The organism is Arthrobacter sp. TRD_SC_6, from assembly GCF_055361185.1.
This window is the reverse complement of the sequence record NZ_CM143953.1, coordinates 995,947-1,016,691: the sequence shown is the minus strand read 5'-3', so window position 1 is coordinate 1,016,691 and position 20,745 is coordinate 995,947. Positions and strand designations below refer to the sequence as shown.

Here is a 20,745-nt window from a genome sequence, read left to right as displayed (position 1 = left end):
CGCCAGGTCCAAATAGGGGACGACGGCGTCCGTCCCCGCTGGTGGAGCGAGTACACACCCTGGGGAATCATTAGTGCAGGAGGGGTGGAAACAAGCATGGAGGCTGAGGCCTCAACACGGTCTTTTCGATGGTGATGTGGTGCGGGAGGCGTATGAACGCCAGCGCGATTACTCGAAAATTATTGTTTCCATGCAGAACAACGTACCCCATGCCCTGACGATTGTCAGGCACCGTGGGTCTATGCACAGGGTTACTCAGCTCGCTGGTCCTGGGTTTCGGAACCGTCAGTGAGCTCCTCGCTGACTCGAATGGCGGCACTGCCCCCTACCAGGCATAAGCCTCGGGAGCTTGCCCGCCCGGTCCGGGCCAGATTTCATCAAGGGCGTCAAGCTGGTCAGCTGAAATCGTCACCTCTAGAGCCTCCAGCGCACTTGCCAGCTGTTCAGCGGTTCGAGGGCCAACGATGGGAGCCGTGACGGCTGGCTGGTGGAGCAGCCATGCGATGGCGAGTACGGCAGGCTCCATTCCGAGGTCGTCCGCGTATCGCTCATACTTTTCAATCCGGGGACGGCGTTCGTCAAGTCGGTCGAGGTTTTGAGATCGGGAGCGGTCCGTCTTGCGCAGCACACCGCCGAGTTGTCCGCTGGCGAGCGGGGACCAGGGAAGGATGCCTATTCCGTAGTTTTGCGTTGCCGGTATGACTTCAAGTTCAAGGAGTCGTTGCGCAAGGTTGTACACAGATTGTTCGGTGACGATGGGGAGCTGGTTCCGCATCATGGCGTGCTCGCGGTACTGGGCAATGTTCCAACCTGCAAAGTTCGACGAGCCGAGATAGATTATTTTTCCTTGCGCTTGGAGCATCGTAAAAGCGTCAAGGACTTCGTCTATGTGCACTGCGCGGTCGATATGGTGCATTTGGAACAAATCGATGCGGTCGGTTTGCAGCCTTCGAAGAGATGCGTCGACGGCAGCACGAATGTGCAGCGCGGAAAGGCCCTTTTCGTTTGGGCCATCGCCCATCCGGCCATAGGCTTTCGTCGCAATAACGAGTGAGTCGCGGTTCCCGCGGGAGCGCATCCAGTCTCCGAGCAGTTCCTCGGACTGGCCGGGCTTATCTCCCCAGGGATCACCGCCGTAAACGTCAGCACTGTCGATGAAGTTGATGCCGCTGTCGACGGCTAAGTCGAGGATGCCGTAAGACTCCTCACGTCCAATAACCGGTCCGAAGTTCATCGTTCCGAGCGCGAGGCGGCTGACAACGGCACCGGCGGCGCCGAGGCGGGTATATTTCATTTGCTGTTCTTTCGCAGTGTAAAGGAGTGGGTTGAACGTTTGGGCGTCGGTGCGATCGGCGAGCAGTCACTCAGGGAGTGACTGCGCCAGAACTGGCAGGGAGTTCAGTGTTTCGTGGATTGACGCGGAACGAGAACGGGCTCAAAGCGGGTGCGCACCTCTGAGGGGGGTATGGCGTTGAGTTGTTGCAGCAGTAGCCGGGCGGCGTGGGCGCCCATCTCCTGGGCAGGTTGCCGGATGGAAGTCAACGGGACCATTGCTGCTGCGGCGAAATCGATGTCGTCGTAGCCGATTATGGCGATCTCGCCGGGAATCGATATTCCATGTCGGATGAGGCTTTGCAGAATTCCCAGGGCCAGGTGGTCATTGGCTGCGAAGATGCCGTCGGGGCGGTCCGCCGGCGGCAGCGCAAACAGTTGGTCACCGATATCACGGCCGAGTCGTGGGTTCAGGGTGGTGGTTTCTATAAAGGTGAACCGGGCGCCGGCAGCGTGGACTGCGGAGCGTGCTCCTTCATACCGCTGTTGCATTTGATCAACAGTGAGGGGGCCTCCGACGAAGGCGATGTGGCGGCATCCTCCCTCGAGCAGATGTTCGCTGGCCATGATTCCGCCTGATAAGTCATCGAGCGAGACGGAGCGGAAGAATCCCTCTCGGTCGGCTCGGTCCACAAGGACGACGGGTACATTGCGTTGCCGGAATCGTTGCAGCATGGATGTCGTACTTCGAACTGGTGCTATGAGAATTCCATCCAGCCGTTGTCGTTCGAAAAGGTCGAGATACCTCGCTTCCCGTTCTTCGGAGTCATAGCTGTTACCGACGATGATGGAGTATCCCGCTCGTTCGGCTTCTTCCTCCGCTCCCAGGACGACGTCAGCGAAGAAGGGGTTGGTAATGTTGAGGACCGCCAATCCGATCGCGTTGCTACGACCGGCCCTTAACTGTCTTGCGGCAGTGTTCGGCACGTAACCCAGGTTCGTGATGGCTTCCGCGACGCGTTCGGCCGCACGAATTGAGACGAGCTCGGGGCGGTTCAGCGCGTTCGATACGGTGCTGACCGACACGCCAGCCTTTGCTGCGACATCTCGCATGCCGATTTCACCCATGGCGCTCCTTCAAACGTCGAAGGCTGTCGAGGAGCCTAATTCTGTTCTCGACTTTACCCTCGGCCGGGCCATGGACGATCGTAAATCCCAGCGCGCCGTTGTCCTGCGCACCGATGACGGCCACACACGGATCCTCCCTCGACACGGAAATGGTGGTGTTCGTGTCCGGCACGACCGCCAGGCCCGCGCGTGATCGAAGGATGGGTCCGTCCAACGATGGCGGCCGGTTGAAGGTGAGGACGAAGGATCCGTCATTCACCCCTGTAAGTTTCGACACCCGACGTCCGTGACTGAATATTGTCAAAGCACGCTCGATGGTGTCGTGCGAGGCCTCCGACAGCATCAGATAGCCCGCGACGACCCGCCAGGCTGGTTCCGTGACCATGTGCGCGTCAGCGAATCCAGACGGTTGGCGGGTCTCGTCCTGTCCGAGCCAGATGACCTCGTAGAAGACGGGATCGACGGTGAGTCCGTCATAGCGCATTAGAGTCGTCCTCCTGCAGCGTCTGCGTCTCCGACCCAGCGCACCAGCGATTTGAAGACCTCTTGGTGCGCTGTGGAGTCGTAGGATTCAACGCCGTGGCCGAGCGCGTTATAAGCGACTCGGCCGTGATCACCTGATGCTTCCAGAGACCAAATGAGCGGGTGGACGATTCCGTCTTCGGTATGGAAAGCCAGGATATTTGATTCCTCCGCCACTTTGAGGTGGGTGTAACGCTCGTCGTAGACCGTGAAGTCATCGAATTGGAGCCCATCAACACGGTGCATGGTTGCCTGGATCAGGGAGTTCCCGATTTGCGGATGCATCGTTTCTCCAGGGACCCATCGTCCTCCTAGCAGTGCCGCCCAGCGTGGATCGTCTCTGAAGGCGAGGGTTGAGGAATGGGATGCCAGGATCCCTCCTCCTCGCCGCGAATACTTCGAGATGAGGTCCACGACCGGTGTTGAGTCATGCGGTTCACGGGACAGGTCACTACTTGCGTTGACTATGAGCACGTCGGCGGTATCGAGCGCCGCAGCCAGCTGCGCCGGGTGGTCGGTGGTGACGATTGTCGCGCTCTGGTATCCGTCGCCCTTTAGTACATCGACGATCTGTTGGCTGGTGGCTTCCAGTGCGTGCCAAGGGTCGCTGTGGACGTCAACCCCGCACAGCACCGAGACGCGTGAGGCGGCTGTGCTGGCGCGTCCGTCAGTCATTGATCCACGTCGACCGGTCCGGGCAGAGTGCCTCGAGTTCGTCCCAGAGGTTGTCTGGAATGTTGAGGTTCAGATCCAGAATGGCCTGGTCCACCTGCTCGGGAGATACCACTCCGCAAATAGTGGAGGAGATACGCGGATCTTTGGTCGAGAACTGGAGGGCGGCTGCTCGGAGTGGCACTGCGTACCTGTCACAGGCCGCGCCCATTGCATCGACGGCGGAGAGAAATTCAGGGCGGGCTTCGGCGTAATGGTAGCGATTGGTCGATCGGGGCCAAGTGGCGAGCAACCCGCCTCCGTAAACGGCTGCGTTCATGACGCCGACTCTGGCGTGGGCGGCGGCGTCGAGGAGGCGGTTCGCGGTGCGGTCCACGAGGGTGAATCGGTTGTGCGTGATCAGCGCATCGAAATGTTCGGTCTCGACGAATTGCTGAAGCATGGATGCCGGCCCCCCGGAAATTCCGATGTGATCGGCGTAGCCCTCGTCACGGAAGCGCTGCAGAGCTTCGACTGGCCCGTCGGGGGCCATAGCCGCGTCGAAGCCGATATGTTCCGGGTCGTGGAGGTAGAGGATGGGCACGCGGTCCAGTCCGAGGCGTTCCAGGCTCTCCTCGAGCGAGGCACGCATCCGTTTGGTGTCGAAGGTGTCCGTTGTTGGGTCGCGATCCAGTTTTGTCTGCACGATGAAACCGTCAGGGAGCCCGTAGCGACGAATCGCAATGCCGAGTCGCCGCTCGCTTTCTCCGTCGCCGTAGTTGTTCGAGGTGTCCAAGATGGTGATGGGTCCGGCGAACGCCCGACCGGCTGTTGCCACAGCGTCGGCCTCGCTGACGGTGAGCTCGTGCACGGGAGAAGACACCCCCCATGCTGCCGTTCCGATACAAAGACGGGACACGTGCAGGCCCGTACGTCCCAGGCGTGCTGATTCGAGGGTGTGCTGGGTCATTCGAATTCGTCTCCTCCACGGAAGCGGTCGACCAGTACGGCGGCGAGCAGGATGAGTGCCACGATCAGGTCGAGGTAGTCGGGGTCAAAGAACTGGATGTTGAGGATGTTGGTGATGCCAGCGACGACCAGCAGGCCGAGCAGGCCGCCGAGTGGATTGCCGACACCGCCGCGGGTGATGGAGTACCCCCCGATCATGAGGGCAGCGTAGATCTGGAATTCGAGTCCGGTTCCGAGAATGTTCGAGGCTGACCCGAGTTGTCCCACGTAAAGGATTCCGCCGATGGACGCTCCGACGGCGCTGACGACGAGGGCGCTGACGCGCACCTTCGTTACGGAGATTCCGGCCCGGGCGGCTGCTCGGTGGTCACCGCCGACAGCCTGCACCTTGCGGCCGACCCTGGTTTTACCGATGAACCCGGCGGCGACGAGGGTGATGCCTATGCCGATGAGCAGGAGAGTAGGGAATCCGAGGAGTGCTCCCTGTGTGACGTTGTAGAGCGGGTCGATGAGGGTCGTGGGCGGGGCGCTGACGACGATCGCCTGGCTGAGTCCGCGCAGCAGGGTGAGCATGCCGAGGGTGACTGCGAGGGGTTCGGCCCCGAAGTAGACGATAACGAAGGCGTTGGTCAGTCCGACCACGGCGCCCACGCCGATGGTGATGGCAGCGACCAGCCACGGGTTGAGGCCTGTGGCAACGAGCTGGTTGAAGATCACCGCCCCGAATCCGACCATCGATCCGATGGAAAGGTCCACGACGCCTGCCAGCAGCGCGAACGAAGCCAGAACAGCGACGATGAGCGGGATGGCGACACTCACGCCGACGATCTGGATATTCGAGGGTGCGAAGAATTCGGGTCCGACCCATAGCAGTCCGACGAGCAGGGTGACGGTAAGGGTGGCGGTGATGCTTCCGACGGGTCCGTTGAAGGAGTGGAGCGTTCTCTGCCGGAAGGACTGGGGTCGGTCTTCGAAGAGCGGGGAGGCGAGTGTGGTCATCGGCTTGTCCTCTTCAGTCGGGCGCCGTCGATGCCGACGGCGATGATGAGCAGTGCACCCTGGAAGACGAGTGACCAGGCCGGGGGCAGACCGAAGAACGCGATCGAGGTTGGAATGGTTGCGAGGAATCCGACACTGAGCAGCAGTACGAGTAGGTTTCCTTTTCCACCGGAGAGGCTGATGCCGGCGAGGATGACCGCTCCGATGACGATGAGTTGGAACCCAGTCCCGGAGGCTGGCGTGAAGCTTGGATTGACGGCTGAGAAGAGCACGCCTGCGAGGCCCGCGACGGCTCCGGCTCCGGCGAAGGTCGCCAGGCGTATCCGCCGCAAGTTCAGACCGCGTGCTTTGGCGGCGCGGGCGTTACCTCCGATCGCGATGAGGCGGCGACCCCAACGGGTGTATGTCAGGGCGAGGCCAAAGAGGATGATCGTGATCACCATTGGCCAGAAGATGTTCGGCAGTCCGAGGAAGCGTCCGAGTCCGTATGCCCGCAACGCGGATGTCGAGGGGATCTGTGCGGATTTGAAGAGGATCAGCATGATCGCCAGTCCGCCGAATCCGGTTGCGAGGGTCACGATGATCGGGTTCAGTTTCCCGAAGACGACGATGGCACCGTTGAGCAGCCCCCAGCAGGCTCCGGCCCCCAGGCCGCCGAGGATGGCGACAACTGTTGGTAGTCCGGCGTTCAGTGCGCTGACCGTGGCCCAGGCGCTCAGGGTCAGGGATACGGGGAGGCTGAGGTCAAGGAGGCCTCCGCTGATGACGATCAGGGCCTGGGCGACGGCGAGGACCCCAGAGATGGACATGGTGAAGGTGACAGCGAGCAGGGTCTGGTTCGAGAGGAAGTCGGGGCGGGCTATGAGTGTGGCTACCAGGAGCAGAACCCATACGCCGGTGATGCTGACCGCGTCGCGGAACGAGGTGAAGGTGCGCCCGTCCCTGATCGAAATGTGGGGCTGGTCCGGCTTGATGGCGACCGGATCGGTCGGGGGGAGGTGAGATGTGGTCATGGTGTGGTGTCGTCTCTGACCGATCCGGTCGCTGTCATGGTCGGTGGGTATCAGGTGATTCGAAAGTCGATCTAGAAGTCGCAGAAGAGGTCGTGTTCGGTGGTTCCCTTGGGTGCGGAGGCGAGTTCGGAAACGCGCTCATCGATGCCGGGGATGGACGCCGCCTGTTCCTGAGTCACCGGACAGGGCTTGACGCTTACGGCGGCGTTGTCGCCGGCGTCCTTGACCTCTGGTGCGTTGCCTTCGGCGATCTGGTCGGCGATTTCGAAGGCGGAGGCGGGGTAACCCTCAAGGAAGTACATAACGCTTCCGGCGAGGTTGGGGTCGACATTGTCTCCGGTGATCAGCCCGCCGTCCTGGCCCCAGCCCATGATCGAGCCGTCCCTGCCGAGTTGGGTTGCTGCCTGGAGTGCGCCGACGACAGCTTGGTCGTTGAGTCCCACGACGAGGATGTTCTCGGCGTCGGGGTGGGCCGCGAAGACACCCGGAGCGTTGGCGAGGGAGGTGGTGAGGTTGCCGTCTGCCTCGTAGGAGACGTAGTTCTCCTCGGGGATGTCTGGGCAGGTTTCCTGAATGGCGGTTCGTGCGTTGCCAGTGCGCCACTCGTTGATTTGACCAGCTGCAGTTCCCTCAGCGGAAATGACCAGATCGACGTCGCAGTCCCACTTCTCCTGTGCCAGCTCGGCGAGTTTGGTTCCTCCTTCGGTTCCAGCTGAGGCGTTGTCGACGCCAACGAAGTACCAGCCGGGCTGGGCGATGTCAAAGGTCACGACGGGGATGCCGGCGTCTTCGTACTTCTTGGCGATCACGGGGTTCGCCGAGGGCTGGCCGTTGAACATCATGACCATGTCGACACCCTTCTGGATGAAGAGGTCGGCGTTGGTTGTGGCCGTTGCTTCGCTGTTGTCGTTGGAGAGTTCGACGAAGTCCCAGCCACGTTGGTCTGCGAGGCCTTTGGCGACGTCGCCCTGGAGTTCCTGCCAATCGGCGTCCGGCTGGCCTCCAACCGCGAATCCGAGGGTGAAGGTTCCGTCATCGTCAGAACCGGAGCTAGAGGTTCCCGCGGATGACCCAACCGTGCTGCACCCTGTGAGGGCAAGGGCAGATAAGGTCAAACCGGTGAGGGCGGTACGGACCATACGTCCGCGCGTGGTGAAATGCATCATTGCAGTGTTCTCCTAGGGTCAATTCGATGGTGTGAAGGGTATTTCTGGTACGTCGGAGCGCCTCAGGTGACGATGAGGTTTGTGTCTTCGGGCGTTTCAATGTCGGCTGGAATCGCACCGGTGATAAGTCCGACGATCTTCTCCGGCGTGACGTCGGCAACATCGCGGGTTGCGATGGTCCTGCCAAGCCGCATGACCGTCACTCGGTCAGCGACCTGCACAAGCTGTTGCATGTTGTGACTGACGAGGATCACGCTGATGCCTCGGTCACGCAAGCGGCCGATGAGTTCGAGAACCTGAGCTGACTCACGCACACCCAACGCCGCAGTGGGTTCATCAAGGATGACGATCTGTCGGCCCCACAGCAGGGCCCGGGCGATTGCCAGGCACTGGCGTTGCCCGCCGGACATTCCGCGGACCGAGACGTTCACCGACTGGATACCAACGCCAAGATCTGCGAGCACCTCACGGGAGCGTGCCCGCATCCCTTTGTCGTTGACTATGTTCAGGGTCCGCAGAAGAGGATTATTCGAGAGTTCCTCACGCCCGAGATATACGTTCTGCACAGCCGACATGGTGTCAACCAGAGCAAGGTCCTGGTAGACCGTCTCGATACCGGCTTCCAGCGCATCTGAGGGACGACGAAAGGTAACCGGCTGCCCTGCAACCTTGATGATGCCGGAGTCAGGGGTTACAGCACCCGAGAGAACCTTCAGAAAAGTGGATTTTCCTGCGCCGTTGTCTCCGACGAGCCCCATGACCTCACCCTTGCGCAGCTGCATCGATGCGGCAGCGAGGGCTACTACTGCGCCGTACCGGCGCTCGATCTTGTCTGCCTGCAACACGATGTCCTCACTATGAGAACTCGATTCATCCGTCACTGCAGACCTCTTTGTCCGAATTGAAACGTTTTAGATAGAACGATTTAGTGAGAAGATTTACACATAGGGCATCGGCCGTCAAGAGCCACGCGAGAAGTTTCTCGTATCCCGCCCGATATGACGCAAGGCACATGCCACCCCCTGTTGTGTGTGCGAGGATGTCGCAGGAAAGCGCTATCCATCGAAAGGAGAGCCGTGGAACACAGCGATCACCCGGTCACAGGACGGGGGAGCAATACACCTACCCGAACCCGGCACCCAAGGGTTCTGCTTGTAACCGCAGCTCTGGCGATGCTGCAGGTGATCTGGCCCCTGACCATGGACCTATACCTGCCAGCGTTCCCGGCCATCCGGCGGGAATTTAGTGCCCCTGAGTCCGCCGTTCAGCTGACTCTCACCGCCGCGTTCATCGGCATGGGCATCGGTCAGTTGACCTCCGGGCCGGTGTCGGACGCCGTCGGACGCGCCCGACCGCTCGCGGCGATGATCGTCGTCTACTGCGTAGCAACGACGTCGTGCGCTTTAGCGCCTTCGATGGAATGGCTCATCGCGAGCAGGGCCTTCCAAGGAATTGGATCGGCCGCGTGCGCCGTGATCGCGCTTGCCATAGTCCGCGATCTCTATAGCGGCAAGCAGCTGATGATCATCCTCGCGCGCCTGGCCATCGTGTCGGGTGTTTTCGTAGTCGCCTCGCCCGCGCTAGGCGCCCAACTGCTCGAGGTTGTGGGCTGGCGCGGACTTTTCTGGGTCCTTCTGGCCTACGGTCTGGTGCTGCTCTGCGTGGCGGGCGCCATTCTGCTGCGCAACGAGACCAACCCGATGGAGCGCAGACTGCAGCGTAAAGGCGTGCGTCTGCGGGATGACTACCGCACCCTGGTCGCAGACGTACAATTCCGCTCCGTTGCCCTCGCTGGCGGGTTGTTGTTCTCCGCCATGATGTCCTTTATGTCGGGGAGCGCCTTCCTCATTCAGGAGTATTACGGCTTGAGCCCCCGCGGCTATGCTTTGCTGTTCGGCGCACAAGGCGCCCTGATGGTGATCGGTGCACAGATAGGCGGCTTCATCGCCCGACGTGGTTCCCCGGTCCTGGTGGTACGAATAGGAGCTGTCGCCCTCGTCACCGCCGCCACCGTGTTGTTGCTGAGCCTCAGCCTCGCGCCGCACGTGGGCGTCTGGGGACTGATGGCACCGATCATGCTCTTTACGACGTCGTTCGGACTCATAAGTCCTGCCCTGCAGGCGACCGCCCTTGAACACCATGGTCTCCGCGCCGGCACGGCAGCCTCCCTACTGGGCGCATCGAACATGACCGGCGCCGCGATCATCGCGCCGGTCACCGGAGCGTTCGGACTATCCTCGCCGGTGCCCACCGCCGTCGTCATGCTTTGCTGCGCCGCCGGAGCGGCGGTATTGCTGCTCACCGGCATCAGGGGGCAGCCACACCGTCATCCCGGGGCGTTCCAGGCTCCCGCTCAGGTGAATTACCGCCGCTGATTGTGCTGTACCTATCCTCCTGACTGTGCGGTGGTATGGGAAGTTCTGGCATGTAATCGCGAGATCCGGTGCAATGGTCCAGTTCCAGCAACCGGTGGGAGTCAGGTGCCTGACACGGAATAGCCGGCAAGCGGATTCGTCAATTTTCCAGCGAACTGCAGCCCCCCGGACTGGTCACTCAAGTCCAGCATGTGCCTGTTGTTCTTCAGCTGCAGGCGGTTCAGGCAGGAAAGGTCGAAGCTGGCGGCGAAGAGGTTGTACTTGGCAAACTGCTCCTCCAGTTCCGGGTTTCGCCGCTGGTAATCCTGGATGGATTCAGCCAGTACCGCCCAGAACTCATCTTCGGGGACCACGCCGTCGTCGGCCATTGTGCTTGCCAAAAACCGGAGGAAGCAGTCGAGCACATCGGTGAACACCGCCAGCACCCGTTCCTTCTCCGGTACCGCAGCCTTGATGCGCGATATGTGGTCAGGCACCTCCATGCGGTCACCCATGACTACTATTTCCTCCCCGAGATCCTTCATGATCGTCCGCACCGGCACACCGTCCCGCAGGATGAGAATCAGGTTTTCTCCGTGCGGCATGAAGGCCAGCTCGTAGGCGAACAGGCAATGCGCAACGGGGATCAGGTAGGCATCGGCATAGGAGCGCAGCCACTGGGCGCCGGTCAGTCCGGAGCGGCGCACCAGCTCGGACACCAGTGGCGTGCCGGCGACGTCCCGATGCAGCAGGGCGGCCATGGTCATGAGCTGCTCACCCTCGCCCAGCAGGGGCAACGGACTTTCCCTCCACAGCACCGCAATCATCTTGCGGTATGGGGACCCGGGCGATGTCGCTGCGTGGAGATGTTGTGGCCGATAACCCACTGCGGCTGTCTCCCGTAGCAGCGTGAACCCCTGTTCCTGGAGAACGGCGTCCGGGGCAAGCGCTTCCGCCAGCCACTGGTTGATTGCCGGCGTAACCGCCATGTACTCCGCGGAGAGTCCGCGCATGAAACCCATGTTGAGGATCGACAGTGCGGTTTTTACGTAGGACCGCTCCGGGAAGTCCCGGTTGAAGAACGTGCGGATGGACTGCTGCGCCTGGTAGGTCTCTGCGCCGGTGCCCACGTGGACAATATGCTGAGTCGCAATATCTGCCGCGAAGGTGACGCGCAGCTTGTTCTCCCACTGCCAGGGGTGCACCGGCATGAGGAAGTAGTCCTCGGGTGAGAGTCCGCGCGCTTCCACTTCCGCCTCGAACGCTGCAAGCCGCCCGCCCAGCTCGGCCAGCAGATGGTCCCGGTAGTCCAAGCCCTCAACCGCTGAGAACTCGGCCCTGCTCCTGTGAACCGCGATCCACTCCAGGTGGATCGGCGCCCCGCACTCGGGAGCGTAGGCGAGATAGTCCGCGGCGCCGAATCCCAGCCTCCCGTTGTTCGCAACGAAGCAGGGGTGGCCCTCCGTCATGGAACTTTCCACCGCCTGGAAATCCGCTGCCTGGTCAGCACCGCCGGTGACTCCCGCCGCCAGTTCCGCCGCGGTGTAGCGCTGGAACTGGCGCTTGTAGCAGGTTCCGGAGAGGGTGCTGCCGATCTCCTCTAGGTACACGGGCAGCAACTCATCGGGAATGCCGAGCCGCTTGCGCATGTCGAGAATGAACTGCTGCGCGTCCGGTTGGGTTGGCTCACCGTTGAGCTCGCAGGTCAGGCTTGCCGGATCGATGCTCCAGTGGTCCAACGCCCGGCGGCGGGCCGAGAACCGGTAAGTGGCGCCGTCGTCGTCGGAGGTGAGGATGAAGTTTTCGCCACCGGTGCCCTGGGGTTCAAGGATGCGCTCGTGCGCGAACTCGGCGATTGCCTTGCAGGTCAGGTGACGGTTGGCGTCCGCCCAGGCGGCGGGAGTGAGGAACCCGCCGTGGGTTGGCGTGGGCGCAGCGGGAAAAGCAGGGACAGTGGCGAGGGTCATGGGGAAACTTCCTGGAAGGAGGCGAGGAACTGGGCGCGGGTGCAGAAGCTGAGCAGGGCCTGTTTGCCCGGAAGCTCAACCGTTGCGTGGGGTTCAAACCCCACGCGGGCGTTCAGTGCGTGGACCCGTGTGTTGCGGGCGTCGGGTTCCACGACCACGCGCTGCACCTCCGGGTCGGAGAACAGGTACTCGAGGATGGAAGTGATGACCGCCGTCGTGAAGCCCGGGACGGGCACGTCGGTTCGCGGCACCAGGAAGTGCATGCCGACGTCGCCCGCTTGGACTGGGTAGGTCTGTCCCACCGGGTCATGGGCGGGCAGATAGCGCTCCATGAGAAATGCTGGCTGCGTGAGGCTGCCGTCCAGGTGGCCCAGAAACGCGTCATGGGTCGGGGACGCGTTGATCGCGGCGTATTCGCGCTCGACGTCGGCGATCGTGGCGTCCTGCATGTCCCAGAAGCGGGCGTGCGGGTCCGTTACCCACCTGTGGAGGAGGGGTCCATCCTGGGCGGGGTCGACTGGCCTGAGGGTGAAGTTCATTGAACCGCCCCGACCGTCGCGTCCGGGACTGTCGGAGTCTGCGAAGGCACGCCGAACTGCTGGAACGCGATGCGCTCCTCCACCGGGTAATACTCCCAGCCGAGCATCTCGCGGATGATCACCGAGTTACGGTAGGCGCCCATCCCGAGGTCGGGTGCACTGAAGCCGTGGGTGTGCAGTTCCGCGTTCTGGACAAAGATTTGGCCTGGCGTAACGGCGTAGTTCCGGCCGACGTCGAACTGTCCATCCGGCAACCGCGCAATCCGGTGGCTGATGCCCGCGAGGAAGCCCGGCTCCTGGTAGCTGTACCCGCTGGCGAGCACCACCCCTGCCGTGCCGAGCGTGAAGCCGCTGCCCTGTTCCGTATGCACCAGCTTCAGTTCGTACCCCGACGACGTGCGCTCAACAGCCTCCAGCGACGCATTCGTATAGAGCGACGTCCGTGGTGCCGCGCCGACACTTCGCAGATAGAGCAGGTCGTAGATGTCGTTGATGAGGTCCGCGTTGATGCCCTTATAAAGCTGCTTCTGCGCTTTGCCGAGGCCCTGGCGGGTGCCCGCCGGCAGCGAGTGGAAGTAGTCCACATACTCCGGCGATGTCAGCTCAAGGGTCAGTTTGGTGTACTCAAGCGGGAAGAAGCGCGGCGAGCGCGTTACCCAGTCCAGCCGGTAGCCGTGAGCGTCCATATCCTGAAGCAGGTCGTAGTACACCTCCGCCGCACTTTGGCCGCTGCCCACCACCGTGATGGACTCAAGCGCCTGCAGCTGCGCCTTGCGCTCCAGGTAACGTCCCGAGTGCACGACGCCGGAGCCTGGATCCGCAGCTAGTGCGGCGCAGTGCGCGGGAACGGTGGGTGCTGTCCCGGTCCCGAGGATGAGGCGGCGGGTGCGGTAGTGGACTTGCCCCCCACCCTCCTTGACGGTGAGGCGGTAGAGCCCGGCGCCGTCGTCGTCGTGCTCTGTGGTGTGTTCCGCGTTCACTACCTCGCTGCCGAACCGGACGTTGGGCAACTGCCCGGCCACCCACGCGCAGTATCGGCTGTACTCGGTGCGCAGCGGGTAGAAGTTCTCGCGGATGTAGAACGGGTACAGGCGGCCTGCGGACTTGAGGTAGTTGAGGAAGGAGTAGGGCGAAGTGGGGTCCGCCATGGTCACCAGGTCCGCCATGAACGGGACCTGCAGGTGTGCGGTCTCGAGCATCATGCCGGGGTGCCACTCGAAGCGGTCGGCGCGGTCCAGGAAGAGGCCGTCCAACTCCGTGATGGGTGCCGTCAACGCTGCGAGGCCCAGGTTGAAGGGCCCAACGCCGATCCCGATGAAGTCATACGTCCGGTCGTTCATGCCCGGGCCCCCTTCAGTTGCGCGGCCATTTGCCGGATCAAGTCGAGGATTTCGCGCAGGTCCCGGATGCTGGTGTCCGGGTTGAGGAGCGTGAATTTGAGGTACTGCTCGCCGTCAACCACTGTTCCGGCAACCACCGCTTCCCCGGAGGCGAAGATGGCCTTCCGGATGGCGTCCTGGGTGACGGTCAGCTGTTCTGCCGGCCGGTAGCGGAAGACGAGTGTGCTGAGCTGTGGCGGCGCGGCGAGTTCAAAGTCCGCCGTCGCGTCAATTTCAGCACCGAACTGCTCCGCGAGCGCGATCACCTCATCCAGCATCGCCCCGATTCCATCAGCGCCCATGATCCGCAGGGTGAGCCAGAGCTTCAGCGCGTCGAAGCGGCGCGTGGTCTGCAGGCTCTTGTTGACCTGGTTGGGAAAGACCTCGCCGCGCGGGTTCAGGTAATCGGCGTGATGAGTCACGTGGCCGAGCGTCGCTGCTTCCCGCACGATCACGGCGCTGGAGCTCACCGGCTGGAAGAAAGTCTTGTGGTAGTCGACGGTCACGGAATCCGCGTGCTCGATCCCTTTGAGGCGGGCGCGGTGCTGCAGCGAGGTGATGAGACCGCCGCCGTAGGCTGCGTCGACGTGCATCCAGGTGCCGTACTCCGCGCACAGCTCGGCGATCTCCGGAAGCGGGTCGATGCTGCCGAAGTCGGTGGTGCCGGCGGTCGCGACCACTGCCATCGGTACCAGGCCGTTTTGGACAGTCTCCTCCAGTGCCGCCCGGAGCGCCTCGGGGCGCATGCGGCGGAAGTGATCGGTGGGGATGACGACGACGGCGTCCTCGCCCAGCCCAAGCATCCGCGCCGATTTCTGTACGCTGAAGTGGGCGGCGTCGGAGGCGAAGATGCGCAGCTTGTCCAGTGGGGTCCGTGACGCTCCCCCGGCAGCCGCCGTCGGCGTCGTCACTGCTGCGCCCGTCGGCTCTGTCGCGCGGCTCCGCGCCAAAAGAAGGGCCTGAAGGTTGGACTGGCTGCCGCCGCTGGTGAAGACGCCATCGGCGTCGGGGCCGAGGCCGAGCCGGTCAGCTGTCCAGGAAACGAGCGAGCGTTCAATGAGCGTTGCGCCGGCGCTTTGGTCCCAGGTGTCCAGGGACGAGTTCACCGCAGTGAGGATGGTTTCCGCGAGCAGGGCCGGGATGACCACCGGGCAGTTCAGGTGTGCTGCGTAGCGGGGGTGGTGGAAGTAGACGGCATCGCGGAGGTAGACCTCCTGCAGTTCGGCGAGCGCGTCCCTAGTGTTGTGGAGGGGGCTGTCGAGGTCCACCTGGTCGACGGCGGTTGACACCTCAGCTGGAGTGCGGCCGCCGAAAGGGGACTGCCTGGAGGCAAAGGTTTCGGCAACGGCTTCGATTCCCTTGGCCAGTTCCGAGGCGTAAAGCGTGGCGTTTCGCTGGTTCATCAGATGCGGGGCGGCGTCGAGCAGGCGTTCCAGATGGTCGAATTCGCCTATCGGGGCAGGGTCGAGCAGAGACTTGTTCATGATTCCTCACGGGTCTTGGGTTAGCTAAGGCTATCCTTACCAAAACAGCCGTGAAATCCAAACCCGGGAACTATTTCATGGCTGACGGAAGGGGAAAGCTAGTACATTCAATGGACGGCCTTCGAGGAGGAACCATGGGCGAGAACACCCCGCACATCGACAATCGGTACAGCCCGATCTACCAGCGCGGCGGTTCCCCGCAGCCACAGTCAAACGGCTTGAACCCGCAGTCGCACGCCTCACCATCGCCGAACGGAACCCGGTTGCAGCCTGCCCCTCCCCCACCTCCGCCGAGCGCGTATCAGCCGGTTGACACCGATCCGGCAAGCATTGTGGAGGTACTGCCCGAGGGCGCCAGCAGTCCTCCGCCCGCAGTTCCAAAAACCCGCAGGTCTGCGATCCGGAGGATCAATCCGTTCCTTGCAGTGCTCTGGATCATTGGTTTGGGCGCGCTGGCCCTTGGCCTGTGGGCATTTTTTGCCCCCCTGCAGGTGGATGAAAGTGTCCTCACCGGGCCCTATCCGCAGTGGATCTACATCGCCAGTCAGTCCGCTGGAGGCATTCTGATGGGTGGCTGCATCATTCTGGCGGTCGCAGGGGGGCTTAGCGCACTACTCTGGGACCGCCGTCCTCGTTAGCTTCTTCTGACCCACGCCACCAGTGCTTGCCCTCAAAATGGTAAGCATGCTTTCTTTTTTCCATCGGGGCACGTAGTGTCAGCGGTGCCTGCACCCTTGAAAGGATTCCCATGGATTCACCCCGGCAGTTCGACGCCATCACCATCATTTACAACCCAAACAGCACCGGCGACGCACCCACGCTCGCCGAAGAACTACGGGAGGAACTCGGCACTTCCCTGCCTTACGCTCCCGAGATCCGCCTCCAACCAACTGAACGGGCAGGGCACGCCGTGGAGCTGGCCCGCGAGGCGGCATCCTCCGGCGACTCGCTGGTCATCTCTGTCAGCGGCGATGGCGGATACAACGAGGTCATCAATGGGGTCATGGCCGCTGGCAACCCGCAAGCCGTGAGTGCGGTGCTCGCCGCGGGTAATGCCAACGACCACAGCCGGGTCATCGGGAGGAAGCCCCTTGCGCAGGCCATCGCTGAAGGTGCGGTGCGTCGTATCGACCTGCTCCGCATTACCACCGGGGCCGAGAGCGTGCATGCCCACTCTTACATCGGCTTTGGGCTGACTCCGATCGTGGCGATCGACCTCGAGAAGGGAAGCAAGGGCGCTATGAAGGAGATGTTCTCCGTTGTGCGCACCTTCTCGAAATACAAGCCTTTTGAGATCCGCCAGAACGACGGCGTGCGCAGGAAGTTCGACAGCATCATCTTCGCCAATATCTCCGAAATGGCGAAGTACGCCACCCTCAGCGAGGCCGATGATCACCCCGCCGACGGAATGTTCGAAGTCATCACCTTCCCCCACATGGCGAAATGGCGCATCCTGCTGAGGGCTTTCCATGCAACGACCAAGGGCTTGGGTGACCAGCCCAGCATGAAGAAGTACGAATTCTCCACGCTCAAGCCCATCCCTTACCAGATCGATGGTGAAGTCCGGTCAGCCGACGCCGGCGCTGACATCAAGATTGAAAGCATTCCGCGGGCGCTGCCGATCATCGGCTAGTGCTGCTTACCGTTTGACTTCCACGTCAACGAAAACCAGGCGGTGATCGCTGGTAGGGAACGGGTAGATGCCGGTGAGCTCGGACCCTGGTGTACCTGCGCGTGGCCAGAAGATTCCGGCGTCGCGCACTTTCAAGCCCTTGGACGGCAGCACGTAGTCCACGCGGATATTGCCGGCGCTGACGTCCTCGAAGTCTGCGGTGTCCAGGGCAGGGTCGCCGAGATGGTCCAGGTTGGCCCTGCCCTGCAGCACCGAAGCCTCTGCGGCTCCCTCTGCCTCAGGCAACGGGTCGCGAAGTTCCTTCAGCCCGAGCAGTTGGCCGATTGAGCCGGCCCGGGAGTCGCCATCGCGAGGGTCACTGTTGAGGTCGCCCATCACCACGAAATTGTCCTTGCGCTGCAAACCCCCGCGACTGCCGTCGTCGTCGTAAATGTAAGCGGCGTCCCTGCCTCCACGGATGTAGTCGGCCCAGAAGCGGATCTCATCACTGTTGCGCCGCCCATTGCGGTCTTCGTCGCCATCGAAAACAGGCGGAGTCGGGTGGCTGGCGAGCACGTGAACCGTGGAACCACCTACGGTGATCGGCACGTCCCAGTGCGACTTGCTGGAGAGGCGGACCACGTCCAGTTCATCGTCGGAGAACCAGTCGCCTGTCCCTGGCCGCGCAGGGTTGTCCGGCAGGAGAGCGCCCGGCATGTCCTTCCAGAGAAAGTTCTGGAATGTACGGACCTTCTCTGTGTCGATGGGGTACTTCGAGTAGAGCACCATGCCGTACTGCCCCTCGAAAGCGCCGAAACCGAAGGCATCATCAGGACCCCCGACCGTTCCGTCATTGTTCAGGTCCTTGCCGCTCGCAATGCCCGTGTTCGAGGGAGCCGTGTAGGCATACGGGTACTTCACGGGGGTGCGGCCGTTCTGGCTGACCTCGAGGTAGTTGGTGCGGAAGAGATCGGCGGCGGTGTGTGCGGCGTCGTAATCGAACTCGTTGATGAGCACAACGTCCGGGTTGTTGATCTGGATGACCTCGGCGATGTTCTGCGCCTGCTCGTTTGCGGGCGTGCTCAGGTCCTCGACTAAAGCGCCCTCTGTTGAGCGGTTGAGGCTCGCGTTGTACGTGGCAAACCGGACGTTCATTTTGCTCTTTCCGGCCGGACTGCCTGCTTGATCCGCTTTGGCTGGTGCGGCGTTCGTGGCAGGTGCTGACACTCCGATTCCTGTGACGGCAAGGATGCCGGCAGCTGTGAAAGCCGCCGCCCGTTGACGCGGTGTACGCGCTGAACCCATGGATGTACCCCTTCGTTCGTGCGTGGCTTGCCCAGCCTAACGTTCGTTCCTGTGAGGGGTCGAATGGGCTCCGGCGGCCCGCTCCGCGGTCTCGAAGGCGGCCTCCAGGTCGGTGACCGCTCGTGCGTAGGCCGGCTTGGCGCCGTCGTCGTCGTTCCCGGCCGTCTGCTCCCTCAGCGCGGCAGCCGTCCGCATGCTCCGCACGAGTTGCGCGGTCTCAGAACGTTTCAGGTTGGTCATGTCCGGGAAGTCGATCGCGGACGCGGGGTCGAGCTCGTAGCTCACCCAGCGCTGAAGGACGGATTCGTGCCTCGCCCGGACTGCCTCGTGTGCTTCTTCTGCAGGCCGACGACGACGGCGCTCCGCCCGCTCATGCTCCGCCCGCCATACCCAGCCGCCCGCGATTCCAACGCTCAACATCCCTGCGAGACCGATCACCGGCCCAGCATTCGGGATGAGCGCCACCGCCACGATTATTGCGCCCAGCGACGCGAAGCCGCCCGTGAATCCGAACCAGAAGGCACCCTCGCGGTCATCCTTCGCCAGGCAGCGCGACACTCCGGCGGCCGTCATGGCGGAAAGGGCACAGATAACGACGACGGCGAGCGCCGCCTGGAAAGGTACCGCCAGTAGGGCCGGCATCAGGTCTTCCTCCCGGCACTGCCGTGCCGATCGTGTCTGCCCTTCCAGTACAGACTCCCGGGCGGCGTGAGTCAATGGCTTGGGCTTGGCACATCGCTCTTGTGCGACGCTTGGTCCGCACTTTGTGATCGACTCTCCAAAAGCGTTCGCGTTCTACCCCACGCTCGCAAGCTCGCGCGGGTCCCCTGACCGCTCTCCTACCGTTTGAGTGTTGAGACGGTCACCAATTGGAGAGTCGATTCATTACGTTTTGACGGGAGGTTCGGCGTGCCCGGCGGGTTGGTTGCTTTCATTACGCGATTGCGGCCGGTGCCATCCTGGCGATGGTGGCCGACACCATGATTCCCGAAGCCTTCGAGCGGCAGCAGCTGTGGACGGGCTCATCGCCTCGATCGGATTCCTGACGTCTTTCGTGCTGAACGGTGTGGCTGGTTAGATCTTGGCGCAGAGTCCCCGCCGGCATGCGGCGGGGTACCCGACATGGAAGTGGGCCCTGTGGGGCTCGAACCCACGACCCACGGATTAAAAGTCCGATGCTCTACCAACTGAGCTAAAGGCCCACGCCATTCGGGCAGCCCGAATGACCTGTCCACTTTATCGCACCCGACGCGTGCCCGCAGAACCGACGGTCGACCGGGCACTGCGTCTTGCCCGTCTGGTCCCCACGTCAATTTCGGTCGATAACGAGTAATGCGTCAGATGATCAGGCACGTATGACGTTATCGATCGAAATTGCTGCCTCGGGAACGAGGGAGAGAGCACGCCTATGGCCGGGGGTTGGGTGCAGGAGTATTCTCGACACATGGACGGCGACTACACCAACAACAGCCCCCGGCATCACAAGCCAAAGCCGTTCGCGCCCGTGGACTTTGAGGTGTTCGCAGGCGGCGCAGACCCGTCCCGCGTCTCCGAAGCTGCCCACCTTGCGGCCCACGCACTGGTGCATCACGGCCGGGAGGCAGACGATCCAGTCGTCACCGAACGCCTCGTCAAGCTGGCCGATCAGCAGGGTCTCGAGGCCATCGCCGAAATGTGGGCAGAAAGCCCTGCGCGGTCCTTACCCGGCGCTCTCTGGAGGCTCTACGCTCTCCGCACCGCGACCCAGCAGAACCCGGAACGTATCGCCGCCTACTTCAAGGCCGGCAAGGAAGTAGCGCAGGTTTCCAAGGTGATTGCGGGTGTCGCCGAGCCGCCCGGTGCCGATGAGGTCCAGAGCATGGCCGACACCATCCTGTCGGGCGCTTTTGACGGCGAGTTCGACGTCGCTCTGGAACGTTTCGCCGCGTTCTGCCGGGTAGTGGCGCTGGGCCAGACCAACCACGCCGACGACGCCGAGGCCTCCAACGGCGCGCACGCCAGCAAGCTCACCAAGAGCTCACACCAGCTGGTCAGGACCGCCGAAGACCTTGAGCATGCGGCGGCCTCCTGGCGCCGGGGTGAGCTGGACTGACGCCGACCGGGCGGAATCGACAAGGCGGGAATCCCGGGCTCAAGCGGGCCCCAGAATCGTTGACTTCGCCCATCCGTAGTGGCATCGACACAACGAATCTGCGCACAAGCAACGACCCGTTGCTCGCTTGCGCGCTCATACCTGACCCGTACAAAAGCCGGACAAACCACCGAAAATCAGGTGCCGTCGTCGTACGCGTTGACATGCAGGCAGTCGAGTAGCAGACTGAAACTGGTGTCGAACCGTGGAACCCCCGGGCTTCAACATTTAGCCGCTTCGAGCGGCCTTCCGCC

The 20,745-nt window shown here is 62.5% G+C and carries 19 protein-coding genes and 1 tRNA gene; 4 read left to right on the top strand and 16 right to left on the bottom strand.

Features of this window, described 5'->3' with window-relative positions:
* Positions 1-325: 325 nt before the first annotated feature.
* From ACWA1U_RS05000 to ACWA1U_RS04960, 9 genes are all read right to left on the bottom strand, one after another.
* Positions 326-1,294 carry an aldo/keto reductase gene (locus ACWA1U_RS05000; protein WP_463724244.1) on the bottom strand — a complete coding sequence of 323 codons (969 nt, stop codon included), beginning with the start codon at positions 1,292-1,294 and terminating at the stop codon, positions 326-328.
* A 104-nt stretch (positions 1,295-1,398) separates the two neighbouring features.
* Complete coding sequence (locus ACWA1U_RS04995; protein WP_463724243.1) at positions 1,399-2,400, bottom strand: LacI family DNA-binding transcriptional regulator; 1,002 nt, start codon at positions 2,398-2,400, stop codon at positions 1,399-1,401.
* Positions 2,393-2,884, bottom strand: a complete 492-nt coding sequence (locus ACWA1U_RS04990; protein WP_463724242.1) for a hypothetical protein — start codon at positions 2,882-2,884, stop codon at positions 2,393-2,395. The genes ACWA1U_RS04995 and ACWA1U_RS04990 overlap by 8 nt, the downstream gene beginning before the upstream one ends.
* The gene (locus tag ACWA1U_RS04985; RefSeq protein ID WP_463724241.1) at positions 2,884-3,597 is read right to left on the bottom strand and encodes a ThuA domain-containing protein; all 714 of its coding nucleotides are present in this window, start codon (positions 3,595-3,597) and stop codon (positions 2,884-2,886) included. Before ACWA1U_RS04985 ends, ACWA1U_RS04990 begins: the two co-directional genes overlap by 1 nt.
* Complete coding sequence (locus tag ACWA1U_RS04980; protein ID WP_463724240.1) at positions 3,590-4,543, bottom strand: aldo/keto reductase; 954 nt, start codon at positions 4,541-4,543, stop codon at positions 3,590-3,592. Before ACWA1U_RS04980 ends, ACWA1U_RS04985 begins: the two co-directional genes overlap by 8 nt.
* Complete coding sequence (locus ACWA1U_RS04975; RefSeq protein WP_463724239.1) at positions 4,540-5,541, bottom strand: ABC transporter permease; 1,002 nt, start codon at positions 5,539-5,541, stop codon at positions 4,540-4,542. Before ACWA1U_RS04975 ends, ACWA1U_RS04980 begins: the two co-directional genes overlap by 4 nt.
* Positions 5,538-6,554 (bottom strand): ABC transporter permease, encoded by a 1,017-nt coding sequence (locus ACWA1U_RS04970; protein ID WP_463724238.1) that lies wholly within the window; start codon positions 6,552-6,554, stop codon positions 5,538-5,540. Before ACWA1U_RS04970 ends, ACWA1U_RS04975 begins: the two co-directional genes overlap by 4 nt.
* Before the next feature lie 71 nt (positions 6,555-6,625).
* On the bottom strand, positions 6,626-7,720 hold the full coding sequence (locus ACWA1U_RS04965) for a sugar ABC transporter substrate-binding protein (protein ID WP_463724237.1): 1,095 nt from the start codon (positions 7,718-7,720) through the stop codon (positions 6,626-6,628).
* Positions 7,721-7,782: 62 nt separating this feature from the next.
* A complete protein-coding gene (locus ACWA1U_RS04960) occupies positions 7,783-8,601 on the bottom strand; it encodes an ATP-binding cassette domain-containing protein (RefSeq protein ID WP_463724236.1) in 819 nt (272 codons plus the stop codon).
* Positions 8,602-8,796: 195 nt separating this feature from the next.
* On the opposite strand from ACWA1U_RS04960, the gene ACWA1U_RS04955 reads away from it, so the two are divergent.
* Positions 8,797-10,095 (top strand): multidrug effflux MFS transporter, encoded by a 1,299-nt coding sequence (locus ACWA1U_RS04955; RefSeq protein WP_463724235.1) that lies wholly within the window; start codon positions 8,797-8,799, stop codon positions 10,093-10,095.
* A 101-nt stretch (positions 10,096-10,196) separates the two neighbouring features.
* On the opposite strand, the gene ACWA1U_RS04950 is transcribed toward ACWA1U_RS04955, so the two are convergent.
* Genes ACWA1U_RS04950 through ACWA1U_RS04935 form a run of 4 tightly spaced genes read right to left on the bottom strand, consistent with a single transcriptional unit; the run spans position 10,197 to position 15,443 of the window.
* Positions 10,197-12,041 (bottom strand): IucA/IucC family protein, encoded by a 1,845-nt coding sequence (locus ACWA1U_RS04950; RefSeq protein WP_463724234.1) that lies wholly within the window; start codon positions 12,039-12,041, stop codon positions 10,197-10,199.
* Positions 12,038-12,580, bottom strand: a complete 543-nt coding sequence (locus tag ACWA1U_RS04945) for a GNAT family N-acetyltransferase (RefSeq protein WP_463724233.1) — start codon at positions 12,578-12,580, stop codon at positions 12,038-12,040. The genes ACWA1U_RS04950 and ACWA1U_RS04945 overlap by 4 nt, the downstream gene beginning before the upstream one ends.
* Entirely contained in the window at positions 12,577-13,920 is a 1,344-nt protein-coding gene (locus ACWA1U_RS04940) for a lysine N(6)-hydroxylase/L-ornithine N(5)-oxygenase family protein (RefSeq protein WP_463724232.1), read from the bottom strand. Before ACWA1U_RS04940 ends, ACWA1U_RS04945 begins: the two co-directional genes overlap by 4 nt.
* Positions 13,917-15,443, bottom strand: coding sequence for a pyridoxal phosphate-dependent decarboxylase family protein (locus tag ACWA1U_RS04935; protein WP_463724231.1), 1,527 nt, complete (start codon positions 15,441-15,443; stop codon positions 13,917-13,919). The genes ACWA1U_RS04940 and ACWA1U_RS04935 overlap by 4 nt, the downstream gene beginning before the upstream one ends.
* 134 nt (positions 15,444-15,577) lie before the next feature.
* Between ACWA1U_RS04935 and ACWA1U_RS04930 the strand changes: the two genes are divergently transcribed.
* Together ACWA1U_RS04930 and ACWA1U_RS04925 are read left to right on the top strand one after the other, a co-directional pair.
* A complete protein-coding gene (locus tag ACWA1U_RS04930; RefSeq protein WP_463724230.1) occupies positions 15,578-16,081 on the top strand; it encodes a hypothetical protein in 504 nt (167 codons plus the stop codon).
* A 110-nt stretch (positions 16,082-16,191) separates the two neighbouring features.
* A complete protein-coding gene (locus tag ACWA1U_RS04925) occupies positions 16,192-17,076 on the top strand; it encodes a diacylglycerol/lipid kinase family protein (RefSeq protein WP_463724229.1) in 885 nt (294 codons plus the stop codon).
* 6 nt (positions 17,077-17,082) lie between these two features.
* On the opposite strand, the gene ACWA1U_RS04920 is transcribed toward ACWA1U_RS04925, so the two are convergent.
* The 3 genes from ACWA1U_RS04920 to ACWA1U_RS04910 form a co-directional block, all read right to left on the bottom strand.
* Positions 17,083-18,360, bottom strand: coding sequence for an endonuclease/exonuclease/phosphatase family protein (locus ACWA1U_RS04920; RefSeq protein WP_463724228.1), 1,278 nt, complete (start codon positions 18,358-18,360; stop codon positions 17,083-17,085).
* Positions 18,361-18,396: 36 nt separating this feature from the next.
* Positions 18,397-19,002 carry a hypothetical protein gene (locus ACWA1U_RS04915; protein ID WP_463724227.1) on the bottom strand — a complete coding sequence of 202 codons (606 nt, stop codon included), beginning with the start codon at positions 19,000-19,002 and terminating at the stop codon, positions 18,397-18,399.
* Between the two features lie 487 nt (positions 19,003-19,489).
* Positions 19,490-19,562: transfer RNA gene (locus tag ACWA1U_RS04910), tRNA-Lys, on the bottom strand.
* A gap of 242 nt (positions 19,563-19,804) precedes the next feature.
* On the opposite strand from ACWA1U_RS04910, the gene ACWA1U_RS04905 reads away from it, so the two are divergent.
* Positions 19,805-20,452, top strand: a complete 648-nt coding sequence (locus ACWA1U_RS04905; protein WP_463724226.1) for a hypothetical protein — start codon at positions 19,805-19,807, stop codon at positions 20,450-20,452.
* Positions 20,453-20,745 lie beyond the last annotated feature (293 nt).

What these genes read in the sequence shown, in the direction of transcription:
- ACWA1U_RS05000 (WP_463724244.1), bottom strand. Translation starts at nt 1,294, where the DNA reads ATGAAATATACCCGCCTCGGCGCCGCCGGTGCCGTTGTCAGCCGCCTC.
- ACWA1U_RS04995 (WP_463724243.1), bottom strand. Translation starts at nt 2,400, where the DNA reads ATGGGTGAAATCGGCATGCGAGATGTCGCAGCAAAGGCTGGCGTGTCG.
- ACWA1U_RS04990 (WP_463724242.1), bottom strand. Translation starts at nt 2,884, where the DNA reads ATGCGCTATGACGGACTCACCGTCGATCCCGTCTTCTACGAGGTCATC.
- ACWA1U_RS04985 (WP_463724241.1), bottom strand. Translation starts at nt 3,597, where the DNA reads ATGACTGACGGACGCGCCAGCACAGCCGCCTCACGCGTCTCGGTGCTG.
- ACWA1U_RS04980 (WP_463724240.1), bottom strand. Translation starts at nt 4,543, where the DNA reads ATGACCCAGCACACCCTCGAATCAGCACGCCTGGGACGTACGGGCCTG.
- ACWA1U_RS04975 (WP_463724239.1), bottom strand. Translation starts at nt 5,541, where the DNA reads ATGACCACACTCGCCTCCCCGCTCTTCGAAGACCGACCCCAGTCCTTC.
- ACWA1U_RS04970 (WP_463724238.1), bottom strand. Translation starts at nt 6,554, where the DNA reads ATGACCACATCTCACCTCCCCCCGACCGATCCGGTCGCCATCAAGCCG.
- ACWA1U_RS04965 (WP_463724237.1), bottom strand. Translation starts at nt 7,720, where the DNA reads ATGATGCATTTCACCACGCGCGGACGTATGGTCCGTACCGCCCTCACC.
- ACWA1U_RS04950 (WP_463724234.1), bottom strand. Translation starts at nt 12,041, where the DNA reads ATGACCCTCGCCACTGTCCCTGCTTTTCCCGCTGCGCCCACGCCAACC.
- ACWA1U_RS04945 (WP_463724233.1), bottom strand. Translation starts at nt 12,580, where the DNA reads ATGAACTTCACCCTCAGGCCAGTCGACCCCGCCCAGGATGGACCCCTC.
- ACWA1U_RS04940 (WP_463724232.1), bottom strand. Translation starts at nt 13,920, where the DNA reads ATGAACGACCGGACGTATGACTTCATCGGGATCGGCGTTGGGCCCTTC.
- ACWA1U_RS04935 (WP_463724231.1), bottom strand. Translation starts at nt 15,443, where the DNA reads ATGAACAAGTCTCTGCTCGACCCTGCCCCGATAGGCGAATTCGACCAT.
- ACWA1U_RS04930 (WP_463724230.1), top strand. Translation starts at nt 15,578, where the DNA reads ATGGGCGAGAACACCCCGCACATCGACAATCGGTACAGCCCGATCTAC.
- ACWA1U_RS04925 (WP_463724229.1), top strand. Translation starts at nt 16,192, where the DNA reads ATGGATTCACCCCGGCAGTTCGACGCCATCACCATCATTTACAACCCA.
- ACWA1U_RS04920 (WP_463724228.1), bottom strand. Translation starts at nt 18,360, where the DNA reads ATGGGTTCAGCGCGTACACCGCGTCAACGGGCGGCGGCTTTCACAGCT.
- ACWA1U_RS04915 (WP_463724227.1), bottom strand. Translation starts at nt 19,002, where the DNA reads ATGCCGGCCCTACTGGCGGTACCTTTCCAGGCGGCGCTCGCCGTCGTC.
- ACWA1U_RS04905 (WP_463724226.1), top strand. Translation starts at nt 19,805, where the DNA reads ATGGACGGCGACTACACCAACAACAGCCCCCGGCATCACAAGCCAAAG.